The organism is Methylotenera sp. L2L1, from assembly GCF_000744605.1.
Taxonomy (GTDB): domain Bacteria; phylum Pseudomonadota; class Gammaproteobacteria; order Burkholderiales; family Methylophilaceae; genus Methylotenera.
Genome location: NZ_JQMG01000001.1, coordinates 2,134,075 through 2,150,322, shown reverse-complemented (window position 1 = coordinate 2,150,322; position 16,248 = coordinate 2,134,075). Strand labels below are relative to the sequence as shown.

Sequence of the window (16,248 nt, the reverse complement as noted above, 5' to 3'; positions counted from 1 at the left end):
GAGTTCGAAGAACTTTTAACGAGGGAGCTCGGAAAGTTGCTCGCTGGTGCGCCCAAAGCGACGCTCACGTTGTTGATAAGATTGAATGGCCGAATTAAAAGCAGCCTCATTGAAGTCTGGCCATAGCGTATCTGTGAAATAAAGCTCTGTATAAGCTAGTTGCCACAAAAGAAAATTACTAATCCGTTTTTCGCCACCAGTCCGTATAAATAAATCCGGTTCTGGCGCATAACTCATTGATAGATAAGGGGTAAGATGGTCTTCATTATAGGCACCAGCTAATACTGGCTCTGCGCCATGCAACTTATTAACTGCTTGAAGCACATCCCAACGCCCGCCGTAATTGGCTGCTATCGTTAACACCAAGCCTGTATTATTAGCAGTCAACTGCTCCGATGATTCAATCTTCTCAATCAATCCAGCATCAAATCGACTACGATCACCAATCATTACCAACTTAATATTGTTCTGGTGCAGCTTACTGACTTCACGTTTAAGCGCCTCCATAAAGAGGCCCATCAAGAAAGAAACCTCTTCTGGGGGGCGGCGCCAGTTTTCACTACTAAAGGCAAATAAAGTGAGGTACTCCACTTTAATTTCTATGCACTTTTTCACTAAATCGCGCACAGTTTCTACGCCACGCTTGTGGCCAGCGATACGTGGCAAAAAACGCTTTCTCGCCCAGCGACCATTGCCATCCATGATAACTGCGACGTGTTTAGGCACCTCTGCAACTGGAGGCACACGTTGTGTTGCACTTGAGAACAAAGCCAATTAATGCCCCAAGAAACAAGTAGAGGAACGACAAAAGAAATGTGCCATAGATTGAACCAATTGCACCATTAAACCGCCATTAAATCAGTTTCTTTAACTTGCAACATTTTATCAACCTCAGCAACGGCTTTATCTGTTGCTTTCTGTATTTCATCTTGCGCGCGACGCTCGTCATCCTCAGAAATTGCTTTATCTTTCACTAGCTTCTTAAGCGCATCATTTGCGTCACGACGAACGTTACGAATAGCCACTTTAGCACCCTCACCCTCCGTACGAACGATTTTCGTCAAATCACGACGACGTTCTTCCGTTAGCATAGGCATCGGCACACGAATCAAATCACCGTTAGTTGCTGGATTCAAACCTAGATCACTATCACGAATTGCCTTTTCTACTTTAGCAATCATATTTTTTTCATATGGTTGTACATTAATTGTACGTGAGTCACCCAAGTTAACGTTAGCCACTTGGTTGACGGCTACCATAGAGCCATAATAATCAACCATCACATGATCTAACAAACCTACATGAGCGCGACCAGTACGTACTTTAGCCAAATCATTTTTTAGTGACTCTAATGATTTTTGCATTTTTAGTTCAGCATTTTTTTTAACATCTTCTAACATTTATTTCTCCAACTCAGCCTTAATGACGATAAAACTGATTTATATATTAACCTTTACTTCACTCTATAATGAACTAACATCAGATTCACTATAAAACCATCACTAACATACATTTTCATCATAAAAACATATGTATATGCGTTTATGGCAAGACCATCGTCCCCTCATCTTCACCCATTACCACTTTTTTCAAAGCGCCTTGCTTAAAGATACTGAATACAGAGATAGGTAGCTTTTGATCACGGCATAGCGTTAATGCAGTGGCATCCATCACTTTAAGATTTTTCGAAATGGCTTCATCAAAACTAATCGTTTTGTAGCGCATCGCTTCTGGGTTTGTTTTAGGATCATCGGTATAAACACCGTCTACTTTAGTCGCTTTTATCACGATTTCGGCATTGATTTCCATACCACGTAAAGCAGCAGCGGTATCTGTTGTGAAAAATGGATTACCAGTACCTGCACCAAAAATCACCACTCGGCCTTCTTCTAAGTAGCGAATGGCTTTACCTCGGATATATGGCTCAGCTACTTGCTCTATGCTTAACGCTGACTGTACACGTGCATTGAGGCCAATGTTTTTCATTGCATCCTGCAACGCCATCGCGTTCATCACTGTTGCCAACATACCCATGTAGTCGGCAGTTGCTCTATCCATGCCCTCTGCTGCTGGTGCTACACCTCGGAAGATATTCCCCCCACCAATCACCACTGCAACTTGCACACCTAAATCTACTACTTCTTTAACTTCATTCACAATTCTGGTGATGGTTGCGCGATTGATGCCATAAGCATCATCACCCATTAAGGCCTCGCCTGAAAGTTTAAGTAAAATGCGCTTGTAAGCTGGTACAGACACGAGGACTCCTCAAATTTTAAGTTTGCTTATTTAAGCATAAAATAACGCACTTAGGCATAAAATTAAACCTTAGAGACGCAAATTGAATGCATATTTTCATTAAAAAAAATGGACTAAGCGATTCGCTTAATCCATTTTAATTTTCAAAGGTATTAACCTTATCGATAACTACACTTTAGCTGCTGCTGCAACCTCTGCTGCATAGTCAACAACAACTTTCTCAATGCCTTCACCAACGGTGTACATTGTGAATGAAGCGATTGTTGCACCTTTTGATTTAAGCAATTGCTCAATCGTGAATTTGTCATCTTTAACAAAAACTTGGCTTAACAGTGTTACTTCTTTCAAGAATTTTTGCACAGTACCATCTGCAATTTTCTCTAACATTGCTTCTGGTTTACCAGCTTCTTTAGCTTTTTCGATAGCAACACGACGCTCAGCTTCAATCAAGCTTGCATCAATGCCAGAAGCATCTAATGATTTTGGTTTTGCTGCAGCGATATGCATCGCAATATCTTTAGCTAAAGCATCATCTCCACCAACGATGTCCACTAAAACACCGATACGGCTACCGTGTACATAGCTTGAAAGTTTACCTTGAACTGCCGGGCGAACGAAGCGACGTGGTGTAATGTTTTCACCAATTTTACCTACCAATTGCGCGCGGGTTTCTTCAACAGTTGAGCCACCCATTGCAAGCGCACCAACTTCAGCGATATCGCCTGCATTACTTGCAGCAACAACACCAGCCAACTCGTTCACAAATTTCAAGAAGTCTTCGTTTTTAGCACAGAAGTCAGTTTCAGAGTTAACTTCAACCATCGCACCAGATTTACCATCAGCACTGATGCTGATACCAACCGTACCTTCAGCAGCAACGCGACCAGCAGCCTTGCTAGCTTTATTACCAAAACGTACGCGCAAGATTTCTTCTGCACGCGCCATATCACCTTCAGCTTCAGTTAATGCTTTTTTACAGTCCATCATTGGCGCATCTGTACGCTCACGTAATTCTTTTACCATACCTGCGGTAATTTCAGCCATTTTTAGCTCCTTAATATTCATAAATCACATTAAAAATGCAATTTAACAGTTTGATATAATTGTGTTTTTAATATTTAAATTATTAAAATTAAAAAGGGGCTAAAAGCCCCTTTTTCAAACAGAATTAATTATTCTGCAGATGTTTCAGCAACTTCTTCGCTAGCTGATTTAACAATTTCAGTAATTACTGAACTACGACCTTCTAATACCGCATCAGCGATACCACGTGCATACAAACGAATTGCACGGCTAGAGTCATCGTTACCAGGAATTACATAAGCAACGCCGTCAGGTGAGTTGTTTGTATCCACAACACCAATGACTGGAATGCCTAATTTAGCAGCTTCAGTGATCGCGCCGCTTTCATGACCAACGTCAATGATAAAAATAGCGTCAGGCAAGCCGCCCATTTCCTTGATGCCACCGATAGAACGCTCTAGTTTTTCAACTTCACGTTTGTAGCCTAGCGCTTCTTTTTTACCGAATTTTTCCAAGCTACCGTCTTGCAACATTACTTCAAAATCCTGCAGGCGCTTGATAGATTGTTTAACTGTTTTAAAGTTAGTTAGCATACCGCCTAACCAACGGTGATTTACGTAAGCACAACCTGCACGAGTCGCTTCTTCTTTTACGATATCGCGCGCTTGGCGTTTAGTACCTACGAATAAAATACGACCCTTGTTTGCAGCCAATGTGCGCACGTGTTTAAGTGCATCTTCGAACATTGGAAGTGTTTTTTCAAGGTTTACGATATGGATTTTGTTGCGGTCACCGAAAATGAACGGTGCCATTTTTGGGTTCCAGTAACGAGTTTGATGGCCGAAGTGAACTCCAGCTTCCAGCATTTGACGCATGGTAACAGACATGTTAAATCTCTCTTCTAAAGGGTTATCAATTCACACAGCACCAGAAACACTCAGATAAAATCCAAGCACCCTAGAATGGGCTGTATGTAAATTAGTCATTTACTAAATTAATAGAAAACGTTTTGCATAAATTGCAAAGGCGGAATAATAACACCAAGTAATTGAGTACGCTAGGGTTTATTGAACATTATTTTAGAGTTTATTGCGCATCAGGCACACCAACCACGCGCATCACCCTATCTACATCAAGACGAAGCAGCTCCGCTATATCACGATAATCATCTGGCAATGCCGCATCATTCCAACCATTAGTTGAATGCCTTGCTAAGTTCACTGCAAGCGTCACATTTCTGACGCGCTGCTCATCTGAAGCGCCATCTTGCATAAGCTTGCCAAGCAATGGTGGTAACTGAAATACCTCTACCAACTGAACTTGCAAATCATGCAGCACAAACCCCAGCACCTCTTGCTGCACAGACTTACTACGCAACGTCTTGTCAGCCGTTTGCATCGTGTGAATCAGATTCATTTGCTCTGGGACATAACACCACATCAACATTTCAGATAGATCATGTAACAATGCAGCGACAAGCACCTCTTCTGCATGTAAATCATTTAAGTGCGCAGCCCACTCAACCGCAAAGTTCGCAGCTCGATGGGCTCGTTTAATTAACTTAAGCAGTTGCATCAATGCGGTTAAGTTGATCTTAAGTGCGTCTTCAACCAGAGGTGCTGGCGGGATATTTCTAAAAAAAGTACCGGTACCCATCATCATGATAGCCTGCTCTACTTGTGCGAGGTCTTGCAGTTGACTGCGCGACTTATGCTTTTGAGCATAACTGAGCACTTTAAAAACCATCATAGGGTCATTAAGCACCACATTCGTGATGGCACGTGCGCTAAGATTATCTTCATCCTCTTGTAGACGACCAATTTCACGTGCAGTTTGTTTGAGTACGGGAATTTCCGCGGTTCTCAAAAAACTCACCCATGCATTTAAGTCTCTTGCCATCAAACCTACAGGTATCGCTGCCATGTACCAACCTCCTTTTACTCGCCTATACTACATCTTACATTTTCAATCTGAAACAAGATATATAAAAAAACAGCAAGGCAGTAATCAATAACTTAGCTTGCAAAAAAATACTGACTATTGAAGCAATGACTAGTAAATTGCGTGTGTGCATCAAGTTAGATTTGATTATGCTATGATAAAATGACCTATTAGTAATCTCTAACAAAAACCATGGCAATCTCAATTAAAAATCAACAAGATATTGAAAAAATGCGCATCGCGGGAAAATTGGCTTCCGAAGTGCTAGATTTCATCACACCTCATGTCGTGCATGGCATTACGACAGAAGCGCTTGATAAACTTTGCCATGATTATATTGTAGACGTACAAAAAGCGATTCCAGCGCCTTTAAACTATGCGCCGGATGGCCACAAACCTTACCCAAAGTCCATTTGCACCTCAATTAATCAGCAAATTTGCCACGGCGTTCCTAGTGACAAAGCGCTTAAGAACGGTGATATCGTCAATATTGACATTACCGTCATTAAAGATGGTTACCACGGCGACACTAGTCGCATGTTTTATGTGGGTGAAACTTCAATCCAAGCTAAGCGCTTATGTGAAATCACCTATCAAGCAATGTGGTTAGGCATTAACAAAGTTAAGCCAGGCGCAACTTTAGGCGACATCGGGTTTGCCATACAAACGTTTGCAGAAAAAAGTGGCTACAGTGTTGTACGCGAGTTTTGTGGTCACGGTATCGGCACCGTATTTCATGAGGAACCTCAAGTGCTTCATTACGGAAGACCTGGTGCAGGACTTAAACTGCAGGCCGGCATGATGTTTACGATTGAGCCTATGATTAATGCGGGAAAACGCGATATCAAACAAATGCCTGATGGCTGGACGATCGTAACTAAGGATCGTAGCTTATCAGCACAATGGGAACACACCATTTTAGTGACAGATACAGGCTATGAAGTAATGACACTGTCCGCAGGCTCGCCCCCTCCCCCTGCTTTCATTACCAACGCATCAAGCACTTAATGCCAGATTTATAAATGAACGATGGTGCATCATGCAATCGGATAACAATATAGAACCCATCGAAATTTCAAAAGAAAGAATTGCTTTTTTACGGACTTCCCTAAAAAAGCAATTCTTAGCATTAAAAGAAGACTTTACTCAACACCCCAATACCACACGCTTATTTAAACAGCACTGCAAATTCATTGATCAACTACTCATCGATTTGTGGTCAGATTTGCAAATTGACCCAGCCTGCTGCCTTATCGCTGTAGGCGGATATGGTCGTGGTGAACTTTTCCCTTACTCCGATATTGATCTGCTGGTTTTAATACCAACAGAGTCTCAAGAAAATAGCCAATTAAATAAAAGCATCGAGTACCTTATCGGCCTTATGTGGGATCTCGGGCTGAATATTGGGCACAGCGTACGAAATCTAGAAGAATGTATTAGCGAGGCTCAAAAAGACGTTACGGTACAAACAAATGTACTTGAATCTCGCTTATTGTCTGGCAACAATAAGATGTATCAGGACTTCTTGTTTAATATTGCAAAAAACATCAGCCCGATTGATTTCTTAAAGGCAAAGTTAAGAGAACAAGAGTTACGCCACGCAAAATTCAATGATACCGCTTATAACTTAGAGCCAAATATCAAAGAAAGTCCTGGTGGTCTGCGTGACTTGCACATGATCATCTGGATAACACGTAGCTTACAAGTAAAAAATCACCAATATGCAGCCTCCAGTAACTCTTGGCTCTCGCTAGCAAAAGATCAAATCATATCGGTGACTGAAGCAAGACGCATTCGCCATCATGAAAAGAAACTACAGCTATTACGTTGTCACTTACATTTTTTAAGTAGTCGCCGTGAGGATCGCTTACTTTTTGATTTTCAGAATGATCTTGCAGCTACATTGGGTTACACAAACACGCTACGCAGACGCGCTAGCGAGCAGCTCATGCAAAGCTACTATACAAGCGTTAAGTTTATTGAGCTTATCAATGAAATTGTATTGAAGCTGCTAGAAGAGATTATCGTTGCACCACCCCCAGCAGTGCGCGTAATTAATGATAAGTTTGAATCGCGCAATGACTTATTAGAGGCTAGAACCGCAAACTTGTTACAGCAAGACCCTTCTGCAATTTTCGAAGCTTTCTTACTGCTTCAACAGCACCCAGAACTTTCAGGGATGGGTGCCACGCTGTTGCGCACGCTACAGCGTGTAAAATCATTGGTCAACAAAGACTATAGGCACAATGCTCAAAACAAAAAAACATTCATAGATGTTCTGTCACAACCTAGCGGCGTTAATCGCGCATTACGCGCAATGAATCGATACGGAATACTAGGTAGCTACATTCCTGCTTTTGGGAAAATTGTTGGGCAGATGCAACATGATTTGTTTCATGTCTACACCGTGGATGAACACATTCTTAATGTGTTAGCCAATTTACGACGCTTTGCTAAACCTGAACTTAAACATGAGTTTCCACTTTGCAGCCAGATATTTTCCGAGTTTGATGCACCGCATTTACTTTACTTAGCGGCATTATTTCACGACATCGCCAAGGGACGTGGCGGAGACCATTCAACACTTGGTACCATAGACGCCATAAAGTTTTGCAAATTACATCATTTGCCCAAAGCCGATGGTGCCCTTGTTTCTTGGCTGGTAGAAGCACATTTAAAAATGTCGTCAATTGCACAAAAGACTGATTTATCGGACCCAAGCGTCATTGAATCATTTGCAGACTTTGTTGAAAATAAACGTAGGTTAAACGCACTTTATTTACTTACCGTTGCAGATATTCGAGGCACAAGCCCAGTAGTTTGGAATGCCTGGAAAGCAAGGCTACTAGAAAACTTATATTCGGCGACAAGTCGCGCACTATCACATCCGACATTCCATGCAAAGCAAACCATACAACGACGTATTAAAGAAGCATCGGAAAAGCTCAGTCGATTTGGCTTAAGCAAGCACGCCTACGAGCAACTCTGGGTACAGTTCGGAGAAAATTATTTTGTTCGCCACGAAAGTGACGAAATCGCTTGGCATAGCCGCCTGTTAACACCGCACTTATACAGTGAAAATCCCATCGTGCGCGCAAGACTTAGCCCACATGGTGACGGCATCCAAGTCATGATATACATTAAAGATAAAAACGATCTATTCGCCAGAATATGTAACTTCTTTGATCGCATGGGCTATGGGATTGTTGAAGCAAAAATCTATACGACCAAACACGATTACGCATTAAATAGTTTTATTGTATTAGACCAATCGGGTAAGTCTGTGAGCTACAGTGGCTTATTGAAATTTATTGAGTTAGAACTTGCCAATCAACTGGATGACCAATATCAACTGGAATCTCCACTCAAGGGGCGCGTCAGCCGGCAGGTTAAACACATGCCGATTCAAGCACAAATCACAATTACCAAAGAAGCTGAAAACAACAATCACAAGCTTGATATCATTGCCAATGATAGGCCAGGCCTACTAGCTACGCTAGCCCAACAGTTTTTGAAACACGATATCAAGCTTCATAACGCAAAAATAAACACTTTAGGCAACCGTGCCGAAGATACCTTCTTAATTTCAGATAGAAATAGTGAATGCCTAGACTTTAATCATGTGCATTCATTGCAAATGGCATTACTTGATGAAATTTGAATTACCCATAAGGAATTAGTGTCTATCCACCAAGCTGATAATGTTTTTTCAGTGGCTTTTTAACATGCCACACACAAGATAAACCTGCGGGAAACGTCACTAGATCACCTACTGTAAAACTTACTGCTTCACCTTCGGCAGGCTGAACCGTTACTTCACCTTCCAAGATATAAGCAATTTCCTGCGTACTAAAGCGCCACGGGAATTGCGACACTTCTTTAGACCAAGTCGGCCAGCTCTTTACACCTAAGGATGCCAACTGCTCTGCACTCGGTTTTTCTACGATGATTTTACTCATTTCAAACTCCTTAGCAATAAAAAAGCCCCGACGAATCGAGGCTTTATTTTAAGCTTTATTCACTAAATTGCAATTATGAATGCTTGTAGTGTTTTTTCAATTGTTTAGTTACTTCCCAGTTTGATTTCAAACCTTTAGGGAACACAACGAAATCACCTGCTTTAATCACAACAGTTTCGCCACCTTGTGGTGTCACGTGAATTTCGCCTTCAAGTACATATGCACTTTCAGTTGCTGAATCAAAGTTAAGTGGGAATTTAGAAGGCGCGCAATCCCAGATAGACCAGCTTGATACGCCTAATTGTTTTAATTTCTCTTCTGATGGGTTGTGATCTACGATGATTTGAGTCATGTTAATTCCTAGGATAATGTTTGATGATACTAACGTTTAAAAAACAAAGCCGCTTAATTGTAAAGTTAAGCGGCTTAAAATTCTTGGCGGAAGAGGTGCCCTGTGAATGTTATATAAATATATTTCACTTCAATAAGTTACATTACATCCATGCAGCTAGATACCAAACGCTACAAGCTAAACTTCCAACCACTTAAGATAAGTATTATATAACAAACTGCAAAATATTCATAAATGTAATACCAACACTAAATTGAGAAACCCTATTTTTTACATTGATTAATCTATCAGTTTCAACTTAACCATAATTATGAATATGGCCAAGATGCGTTGAAGTACAATTTTAAAGGTAACAATAAAAACGCCTACTTACAGTAGGCATTTTTATTTCAATTAAGTTGATTATTGAATTTCAATAGAACTTGCTTAAGTTATTGCTTTTTATTGACTTTATTAGGGCTATCAACAGTAAGTAACTCTAGGTAGGGTAAAAATCTTTTATCAGAAAATTCATAATCCGATCCAATTTTTGAATGAGGGCCTTGAATTGCCAATGTACCCAATAACGAAGAGTTGGCATGCGAGTAACCTACACCGATATTGCCTAAGATGTCACGACTACCGCCAACGTATAATAACCGTGTACTATCGAATGAGATTCCATCAGTCAATTTAATTCTGGTACTAATATCAGCACCTTGAACACTGTCACTAGATTTAACGCGCAACGATCTTAAACCAATTGTTAAATTAGGAATGAATGACATCTTATCTTGCAAAGTCCAAACCAAACCTGCATATGCCCGATTTTCAGTATCGGTATTAGACTTTAAAGGTGCATTCGGCGGAGGGATAATAACCCCCGCATAAGCATTGGCACTTAATGTTATAGCTATAATTAGCAGTGACAATTTAGATTTCATATTTTTCCTAAACGAATGGATTTTTGATTAATGTTATTAAATTGATTGTATCAGTATGTTGTTTATTATCAATCCCTAATTCGACTTTGTTTAAATCAGAAGGTGTCTTCAAACAAGATGATCCAAAAACAATATCCCAAAAAATAAAAATAATTCCGAAGTTTGAATTTCCTTCTTTCATATCAATAGAATGATGAACTTTGTGAAAGTTAGGCGTAATTAAAATATATTTAAGATACTTTTCAATTTTCAAAGGAATTGTTTTTCTTAAATGTGTGAATGGCGAATGCAAACCAGCAATTAAGCTATATATAACCATCACAATTACAGGAACATCAAAAATCACGGCAAATGAAATTGTAAAAACAAACCCAGAAACAATCTCTAATGGATGATGTAAAAAAGTTGTTAAAGAGTCCATATGCTTATCGGAGTGATGGAGTCGATGAAACTTCCATAGAGTCGGAATTTTGTGATGAAGTCTATGTTGTAAATAACTAATGAAGTCCATGAATAAAAAGCTCAAGATAAAACTCAAAACTTTAGGAACTTCAAGATTAGAAAAACTAAATATTTGTAGTGGTGCAAGCAGAAATACTAGCGGGATAAGAAAAACAGCCGATAAAATAATACTGAGTATAAGGTTTAATGTTTCAATGCCCAAAAAGGTTCTAATACGGTTTGTAACCACATTTTTTTCTTTTAAAAGAAATCGCTCTAGTAAAAAAAATACAAAGACACCAACTATGGGTGATAAAAAGGCAAATAAATCGAGATTCATACTAGATTATCGTAATCTTATATTTTTAGTTTCGCTAGTGTAATTGAAATACTGTAAAAACTTTAATCCCACGTCCCTTAATAATAAAGGTGTTGGTATTTAGTTCGACTTGTTGGTGTTCGTATGTATACCAGCATTATTAGTTACTAGTTTTTATTTGGAAGTTTTGAATTACTTTGGACGTAAAAAAACCCTCAAAGCTAACATCTATGAGGGTTTTGCACTTTACTGGACTTCTTAATCGGAATCCTTGGCGGAAGAGGTGAGATTCGAACTCACGGTGGGCGTGAACCCACGACAGTTTTCAAGACTGTAGCATTAAACCGCTCTGCCACTCTTCCATCTAAATCGTTACTTGCGTTACGAGGTCAGCATTATAACAACAAATTAATCGTCTTGAACATCCTGATTTGGAAAAAAAACATCAGAATATCCAAAATCTTTTAAATCTATTATCCGCATTGGATATAAAACACCATCTAAGTGATCACATTCATGCTGGACCACGCGCGCATGAAAGCCGCTAACCAATCTATCGACTTTATTGCCGTACTGATCAAAGCCTGTGTAGTGCAATTTCAGATGACGCGGCACTATACCTCGCATTCCGGGAACTGACAAGCACCCTTCCCAATCATTTTCAATTTCATTGCCAATAAATGTTAATTTTGGGTTAATTAGCACGGTATAAGGCACCGCATCAGCATCTGGATATCTAGGATTAGTTACTGTTGATTCTTTTTGACCAAAAATGACAACGCGAAGACTAACACCAATTTGAGGCGCAGCTATCCCGGCACCGTTCATGTGTTGCATCGTATCTTCTAAATCTTGGATTAACTCATGCAATGCTGCTGTATCAAACTGCGCCACAGGTTCAGCTTTTGCCAGCAAGCATGGCTCGCCCATTCTTAATACAGCTTTAATCGCCATTTTTACCTTAATCCTTAACCAAAAGTGTCTCGTGAATTAACGACGTTTGTTAATGCCCATTCTGTTTGACGAGTTGCGCAATAATGTTTCTTACTCTCACCATGGTGAGATTTAAGTTAGAGATGACTTCCTCATATTTAATTTCATGTAAATTATCACCTCGTCCAGCTGCATAATTCGCTACAGGACAAATCGTTGCATAGCTAATGCCCAATTCACGCGCTAGCGCTGCTTCTGGCATGCCTGTCATCCCCACCACGGTTGCCCCGTCTCGCTCTAAGCGATCAATCTCTGCCGCAGTTTCAAGCCTAGGCCCTTGCGTTGCGGCATACACACCATGATTAACCACCTCTTCGCCTACTGCAATTGCTGCTTTTTTCCACTTCTCACGTAAAACTTGGCAGTAAGGCTCAGTAAAGTCGATATGCTTCACAGGGTTACTCACGCCATCATGAAACGTTGTTTTTCTGCCATAGGTATAATCAATAATCTGATGCGGTACCACTATCTTTCCTGCTGACAAATCCGGGTGAATACCCCCTACTGTCGCGATGGCTGCAATTTCAGTCACACCCTGTAAATGCAAAGCTGCAATATTGGCACGGTAATTAACTTCATGAGGCGGAATGGTATGTCCATTTCCATGACGTGCTAAGAAGATAACCTCCCGACCAGAAATCTCACCAAAGATAAGCGGCTGTGATGGCTCTCCATAAGGCGTGCGTACGATTAAACGTCTAGTTATGTTTAAGTTGTCTAATTGCGTCAGACCGGTACCGCCAATAATTGCTAACATAATTGCTTTCTCTATGAATACTTTTTTATTTTAACAAAGCTTTAATTATTTTCAGAAAAAATTTACCATCTTGGAAAACAAATGTTCCTCATAAATACCAGCCGTCGTCATCAAAAATGATTTAATTTTGTGGCATACTCACGCCATGGTAAATAATTGCTCAAAGCTTAGCGATACATCAACAGCAGTGGCTCAACAAAGCCTCGACTTAGCTAATCGTCATTATGAGAATTTTCCTGTAGCTTCATTTTTTTTGCCTATCCACTTACGTGAGCCAATTGCCTTAATTTACAGCTTTGCAAGGCAGGCAGATGACTTTGCTGATGAAGGCGACCTCACGATTGAGCAACGCTTAAACTTACTTAGCGACTTTCGTGATGAGCTTGATTTATTACAAGCCTATATAAAACCCAAAACCGCTTTTTTTGTGACCTTGGGTCAAATGATACGTGAAAGAAAGCTACCAATAGCCCCCTTTTACGACTTGCTGGATGCGTTTAGCCAAGACGTGACCAAAACTCGTTATGCTGATTATGAGGATGTACTGGATTACTGTGCACGCTCTGCGAATCCAATCGGACGTCTTTTATTGCACTTATACCAGCAGGCCACTCCAGACAACATACAATACTCAGACAATATTTGCTCTGCATTACAGTTGATTAATTTTCTCCAAGACATAGCGATTGATTTTAAGAAAAATGAAGGCAAGCAACGCATTTATCTATGTCAGGATGAGCTGGTAGCTTTTGGCATTACCGAGCAAACCATTAGAGCTTATGTGAATGCAAGCCAAGTGACAGATGAACATTGGCATCAGTTTATGCACTTTAATTTGCGCCGCACTCATGCCCTGCTTAATGCAGGTAAGCCACTAGGGAAAATCTTAAGAGGTCGCATTGGTTTTGAGATGCGCATGATCATTGCTGGTGGAGAGCGCATTATTCATAAGATTAGCGCTGTAAATGGCGATGTTTTTAACCGTAGACCAACACTGAACTATTGGGATTGGGCCATCGTCTTCTCTAAAGCATTGCTAAAACTATAAACACTTATTACTCAGTTTCGATAATCCCATATGACCCCAAAGCAATATTGCCAAGAAAAAGCAGCAAAAAGCGGCTCCAGTTTTTATTACAGTTTTATGTTCTTACCAAAACATAAGCGTGAGGCCATTACCGCGCTATATGCCTTTTGCCGCGAAGTTGATGATGTTGTCGATGAATGCACTGAATTAAAGGTCGCCCAAGTCAAACTGGCTTGGTGGAAAGATGAGGTACGCAACTTATATCTAAAAAAACCAATACACCCTGTGACTAAGGCACTGGAGCCTGTCATCAAGCAATTTCAGCTAGATGAAGAACACTTTCATGAAATTATTGATGGCATGGAGATGGATTTAAACTTCAATCGCTACGAAGACTTCAAGCAACTGCAGCTATATTGTTATCGCGTTGCCAGCGTGGTAGGTATACTCTCTGCGCAGATATTTGGCTTTGAGAATAGAAAAACGCTTAAATTTGCGCATGATCTTGGCATGGCATTCCAGCTAACCAATATCATCAGGGATGTCGGTGAGGATGCTCGCCGCAATCGCATTTACATTCCACTAGATGAGCTTGCAAAGTTTAATGTTACGGAAGACGATATTTTAAATAGCCGTGAATCTGATGCCGTTAAGAAACTGCTAGAAGAACAAATTGAGCGCGCTGAAATGTATTACGATAAAGCGCTAAAAGAACTGCCGACTGAAGACAAAAAGAACCAGCGTGTAGGTTTAATTATGGCCGCTATTTACCGTACATTACTGCGTGAAATAAAGATAGATGGTGCAGAAAAAGTACTTAATGCACGTATATCGCTAGGTACATTACGCAAACTATGGATTGCCTTTAGTACTTGGTTTAAACATCTGGCTTAAACTCTTAAATAACGATTACTGAGAATACGTTTGAACACGCATCAGCATATTGCAATCATTGGCGGCGGCTGCGCAGGCTTAAGTGCAGCCGCCACCTTAACCGAACGCGGTTACTCAGTCACATTATTCGAAGCCAGCTCTCAGCTAGGCGGACGCGCTCGTACGGTAGTGGTTGAAAACAAAGACTTATTACAACTACTTGATAATGGCCAACATATTTTATTAGGTGCTTACAGCGCCACGTTGTCGCTGCTTGAAAAGGCTGGTGTAAAAGAAGAGGCAGCTTTTTTACGACTACCACTGCAACTTAATATGCAATCAAGTGCCGCTAAATCAATATTTTCACTCAAGTCTGCCAATTACTTACCTGCCCCGTTCAATATCTTAGTCGGTTTTTTGTTTTGTAAAGGGCTGTCATTTAATGAGCGAATAACTGCTTTAAGATTTATGAGGCATTTACAATCATCCAACTATGAAATCATCAATGATAAACCGCTAGCAAAGTATTTAAAGCAACATAAGCAGTCGCCAAAGCTAGTCCAAATGCTATGGGAGCCTTTGTGCTTAGCTGCGCTTAACACCCCTATAGCAAAGGCTAGCAGTAAAATATTTTTAAATGTATTGCGCGACTCATTTAGTGGTAGCAAAAAAGATAGTGATTTTTTAATTCCTAAACAGGATTTGTCGCAGATTATTTCCCATCCTTTGGCACATTACATACAAGCTAAAGGCGGCAGCATAAAACTAAATCATCGGATACGCACTCTAGTGGAGGCTGATAACGGCTTTAATTTAGAAACTAGACAAGGGACATTCCATTTCAGCCATGTGATTGTAGCAACCTCGCCAGCCAGAACGGACAAGTTACTAGAACAGCTCCCTAAATTAAAGGCTAGCCAAGATAAAACGCACCATTATCAATACCAACCTATCTACACGGTTTACCTACGATACCCAAGTGAGATAAAACTGCCGCAAGTCATGTCTGGATTAAGCGGGACTTTAAGTCAGTGGGTATTTGACCGAGGGACATTATGCGGAGAAAAAGGGCTATTGGCAGTTGTTGTTAGCGCAGAGGGAAAACATCAGAAACTAACACAAGATGACCTTGCACTAAGCGTTGCAAAAGAATTAAAACTGGCTTTTCCACATCTGCCAAAACCCTTATGGCATAAAGTGATTGCTGAAAAGAGAGCTACGTTTTCATGCGTACCTGATTTAGCGCGCCCAACTAACAGAACCGCACAAAACAATCTTTACTTAGCAGGGGACTATACATATGCTAGCTACCCTGCAACGATTGAAGGCGCGGTTAGAAGCGGTATTTATTGCGCCAACCTGATTACTAATGCGTCATAAA

The 16,248-nt window shown here is 40.5% G+C and carries 17 protein-coding genes and 1 tRNA gene; 5 read left to right on the top strand and 13 right to left on the bottom strand.

What is annotated here, in order from left to right:
• Positions 1–15: 15 nt before the first annotated feature.
• From FG24_RS10150 to FG24_RS10125, 6 genes are all read right to left on the bottom strand, one after another.
• Positions 16–774 carry an isoprenyl transferase gene (locus FG24_RS10150; RefSeq protein WP_036303140.1) on the bottom strand — a complete coding sequence of 253 codons (759 nt, stop codon included), beginning with the start codon at positions 772–774 and terminating at the stop codon, positions 16–18.
• Positions 775–842: 68 nt separating this feature from the next.
• The gene (gene frr / locus FG24_RS10145) at positions 843–1,400 is read right to left on the bottom strand and encodes a ribosome recycling factor (protein ID WP_036303138.1); all 558 of its coding nucleotides are present in this window, start codon (positions 1,398–1,400) and stop codon (positions 843–845) included.
• Positions 1,401–1,542: 142 nt separating this feature from the next.
• Complete coding sequence (gene pyrH, locus FG24_RS10140; RefSeq protein WP_019898403.1) at positions 1,543–2,259, bottom strand: UMP kinase; 717 nt, start codon at positions 2,257–2,259, stop codon at positions 1,543–1,545.
• 168 nt (positions 2,260–2,427) lie between these two features.
• Positions 2,428–3,303 carry a translation elongation factor Ts gene (gene tsf, locus FG24_RS10135; RefSeq protein ID WP_036303136.1) on the bottom strand — a complete coding sequence of 292 codons (876 nt, stop codon included), beginning with the start codon at positions 3,301–3,303 and terminating at the stop codon, positions 2,428–2,430.
• 128 nt (positions 3,304–3,431) lie between these two features.
• A complete protein-coding gene (rpsB, locus tag FG24_RS10130; protein WP_036303133.1) occupies positions 3,432–4,169 on the bottom strand; it encodes a 30S ribosomal protein S2 in 738 nt (245 codons plus the stop codon).
• 199 nt (positions 4,170–4,368) lie between these two features.
• Positions 4,369–5,205, bottom strand: coding sequence for an HDOD domain-containing protein (locus tag FG24_RS10125; RefSeq protein ID WP_036303130.1), 837 nt, complete (start codon positions 5,203–5,205; stop codon positions 4,369–4,371).
• Positions 5,206–5,415: 210 nt separating this feature from the next.
• Here FG24_RS10125 and map point away from each other — a divergent pair, with 210 nt between their 5' ends.
• Positions 5,416–6,231, top strand: a complete 816-nt coding sequence (gene map, locus FG24_RS10120; RefSeq protein WP_036303127.1) for a type I methionyl aminopeptidase — start codon at positions 5,416–5,418, stop codon at positions 6,229–6,231.
• A gap of 31 nt (positions 6,232–6,262) precedes the next feature.
• Complete coding sequence (locus tag FG24_RS10115; RefSeq protein ID WP_036303125.1) at positions 6,263–8,884, top strand: [protein-PII] uridylyltransferase; 2,622 nt, start codon at positions 6,263–6,265, stop codon at positions 8,882–8,884.
• 22 nt (positions 8,885–8,906) lie between these two features.
• Here FG24_RS10115 and FG24_RS10110 read toward each other — a convergent pair whose 3' ends face one another.
• The 7 genes from FG24_RS10110 to FG24_RS10080 all read right to left on the bottom strand — a co-directional run bounded on the left by FG24_RS10110 (position 8,907) and on the right by FG24_RS10080 (position 12,967).
• Positions 8,907–9,182, bottom strand: coding sequence for a cupin domain-containing protein (locus FG24_RS10110; protein ID WP_036303124.1), 276 nt, complete (start codon positions 9,180–9,182; stop codon positions 8,907–8,909).
• Between the two features lie 73 nt (positions 9,183–9,255).
• The gene (locus FG24_RS10105; RefSeq protein WP_015832114.1) at positions 9,256–9,534 is read right to left on the bottom strand and encodes a cupin domain-containing protein; all 279 of its coding nucleotides are present in this window, start codon (positions 9,532–9,534) and stop codon (positions 9,256–9,258) included.
• 431 nt (positions 9,535–9,965) lie between these two features.
• Positions 9,966–10,457 (bottom strand): hypothetical protein, encoded by a 492-nt coding sequence (locus tag FG24_RS10100; protein ID WP_036303122.1) that lies wholly within the window; start codon positions 10,455–10,457, stop codon positions 9,966–9,968.
• 7 nt (positions 10,458–10,464) lie between these two features.
• Positions 10,465–11,238 (bottom strand): sterol desaturase family protein, encoded by a 774-nt coding sequence (locus tag FG24_RS12445; RefSeq protein ID WP_051901517.1) that lies wholly within the window; start codon positions 11,236–11,238, stop codon positions 10,465–10,467.
• Positions 11,239–11,489: 251 nt separating this feature from the next.
• A tRNA-Ser gene (locus tag FG24_RS10090) sits at positions 11,490–11,579 on the bottom strand.
• Positions 11,580–11,625: 46 nt separating this feature from the next.
• The gene (def, locus tag FG24_RS10085) at positions 11,626–12,171 is read right to left on the bottom strand and encodes a peptide deformylase (RefSeq protein WP_036303120.1); all 546 of its coding nucleotides are present in this window, start codon (positions 12,169–12,171) and stop codon (positions 11,626–11,628) included.
• A gap of 49 nt (positions 12,172–12,220) precedes the next feature.
• Positions 12,221–12,967 (bottom strand): S-methyl-5'-thioinosine phosphorylase, encoded by a 747-nt coding sequence (locus FG24_RS10080; protein ID WP_036303117.1) that lies wholly within the window; start codon positions 12,965–12,967, stop codon positions 12,221–12,223.
• A 145-nt stretch (positions 12,968–13,112) separates the two neighbouring features.
• Between FG24_RS10080 and hpnC the strand changes: the two genes are divergently transcribed.
• Genes hpnC through hpnE form a run of 3 tightly spaced genes read left to right on the top strand, consistent with a single transcriptional unit; the run spans position 13,113 to position 16,247 of the window.
• On the top strand, positions 13,113–14,015 hold the full coding sequence (gene hpnC, locus FG24_RS10075; protein ID WP_036303114.1) for a squalene synthase HpnC: 903 nt from the start codon (positions 13,113–13,115) through the stop codon (positions 14,013–14,015).
• A 30-nt stretch (positions 14,016–14,045) separates the two neighbouring features.
• Entirely contained in the window at positions 14,046–14,888 is an 843-nt protein-coding gene (hpnD, locus tag FG24_RS10070) for a presqualene diphosphate synthase HpnD (protein WP_036303111.1), read from the top strand.
• A 30-nt stretch (positions 14,889–14,918) separates the two neighbouring features.
• The gene (hpnE, locus tag FG24_RS10065; RefSeq protein ID WP_036303110.1) at positions 14,919–16,247 is read left to right on the top strand and encodes a hydroxysqualene dehydroxylase HpnE; all 1,329 of its coding nucleotides are present in this window, start codon (positions 14,919–14,921) and stop codon (positions 16,245–16,247) included.
• The last annotated feature ends 1 nt before the right edge of the window (position 16,248 follow it).

Bases quoted from the DNA above. Each gene is read 5' to 3' on its own strand.
- frr (WP_036303138.1), bottom strand. From the start codon at position 1,400: ATGTTAGAAGATGTTAAAAAAAATGCTGAACTAAAAATGCAAAAATCA.
- tsf (WP_036303136.1), bottom strand. From the start codon at position 3,303: ATGGCTGAAATTACCGCAGGTATGGTAAAAGAATTACGTGAGCGTACA.
- rpsB (WP_036303133.1), bottom strand. From the start codon at position 4,169: ATGTCTGTTACCATGCGTCAAATGCTGGAAGCTGGAGTTCACTTCGGC.
- FG24_RS10125 (WP_036303130.1), bottom strand. From the start codon at position 5,205: ATGGCAGCGATACCTGTAGGTTTGATGGCAAGAGACTTAAATGCATGG.
- map (WP_036303127.1), top strand. From the start codon at position 5,416: ATGGCAATCTCAATTAAAAATCAACAAGATATTGAAAAAATGCGCATC.
- FG24_RS10115 (WP_036303125.1), top strand. From the start codon at position 6,263: ATGCAATCGGATAACAATATAGAACCCATCGAAATTTCAAAAGAAAGA.
- FG24_RS10110 (WP_036303124.1), bottom strand. From the start codon at position 9,182: ATGAGTAAAATCATCGTAGAAAAACCGAGTGCAGAGCAGTTGGCATCC.
- FG24_RS10105 (WP_015832114.1), bottom strand. From the start codon at position 9,534: ATGACTCAAATCATCGTAGATCACAACCCATCAGAAGAGAAATTAAAA.
- FG24_RS10100 (WP_036303122.1), bottom strand. From the start codon at position 10,457: ATGAAATCTAAATTGTCACTGCTAATTATAGCTATAACATTAAGTGCC.
- FG24_RS12445 (WP_051901517.1), bottom strand. From the start codon at position 11,238: ATGAATCTCGATTTATTTGCCTTTTTATCACCCATAGTTGGTGTCTTT.
- def (WP_036303120.1), bottom strand. From the start codon at position 12,171: ATGGCGATTAAAGCTGTATTAAGAATGGGCGAGCCATGCTTGCTGGCA.
- FG24_RS10080 (WP_036303117.1), bottom strand. From the start codon at position 12,967: ATGTTAGCAATTATTGGCGGTACCGGTCTGACGCAATTAGACAACTTA.
- hpnC (WP_036303114.1), top strand. From the start codon at position 13,113: ATGGTAAATAATTGCTCAAAGCTTAGCGATACATCAACAGCAGTGGCT.
- hpnD (WP_036303111.1), top strand. From the start codon at position 14,046: ATGACCCCAAAGCAATATTGCCAAGAAAAAGCAGCAAAAAGCGGCTCC.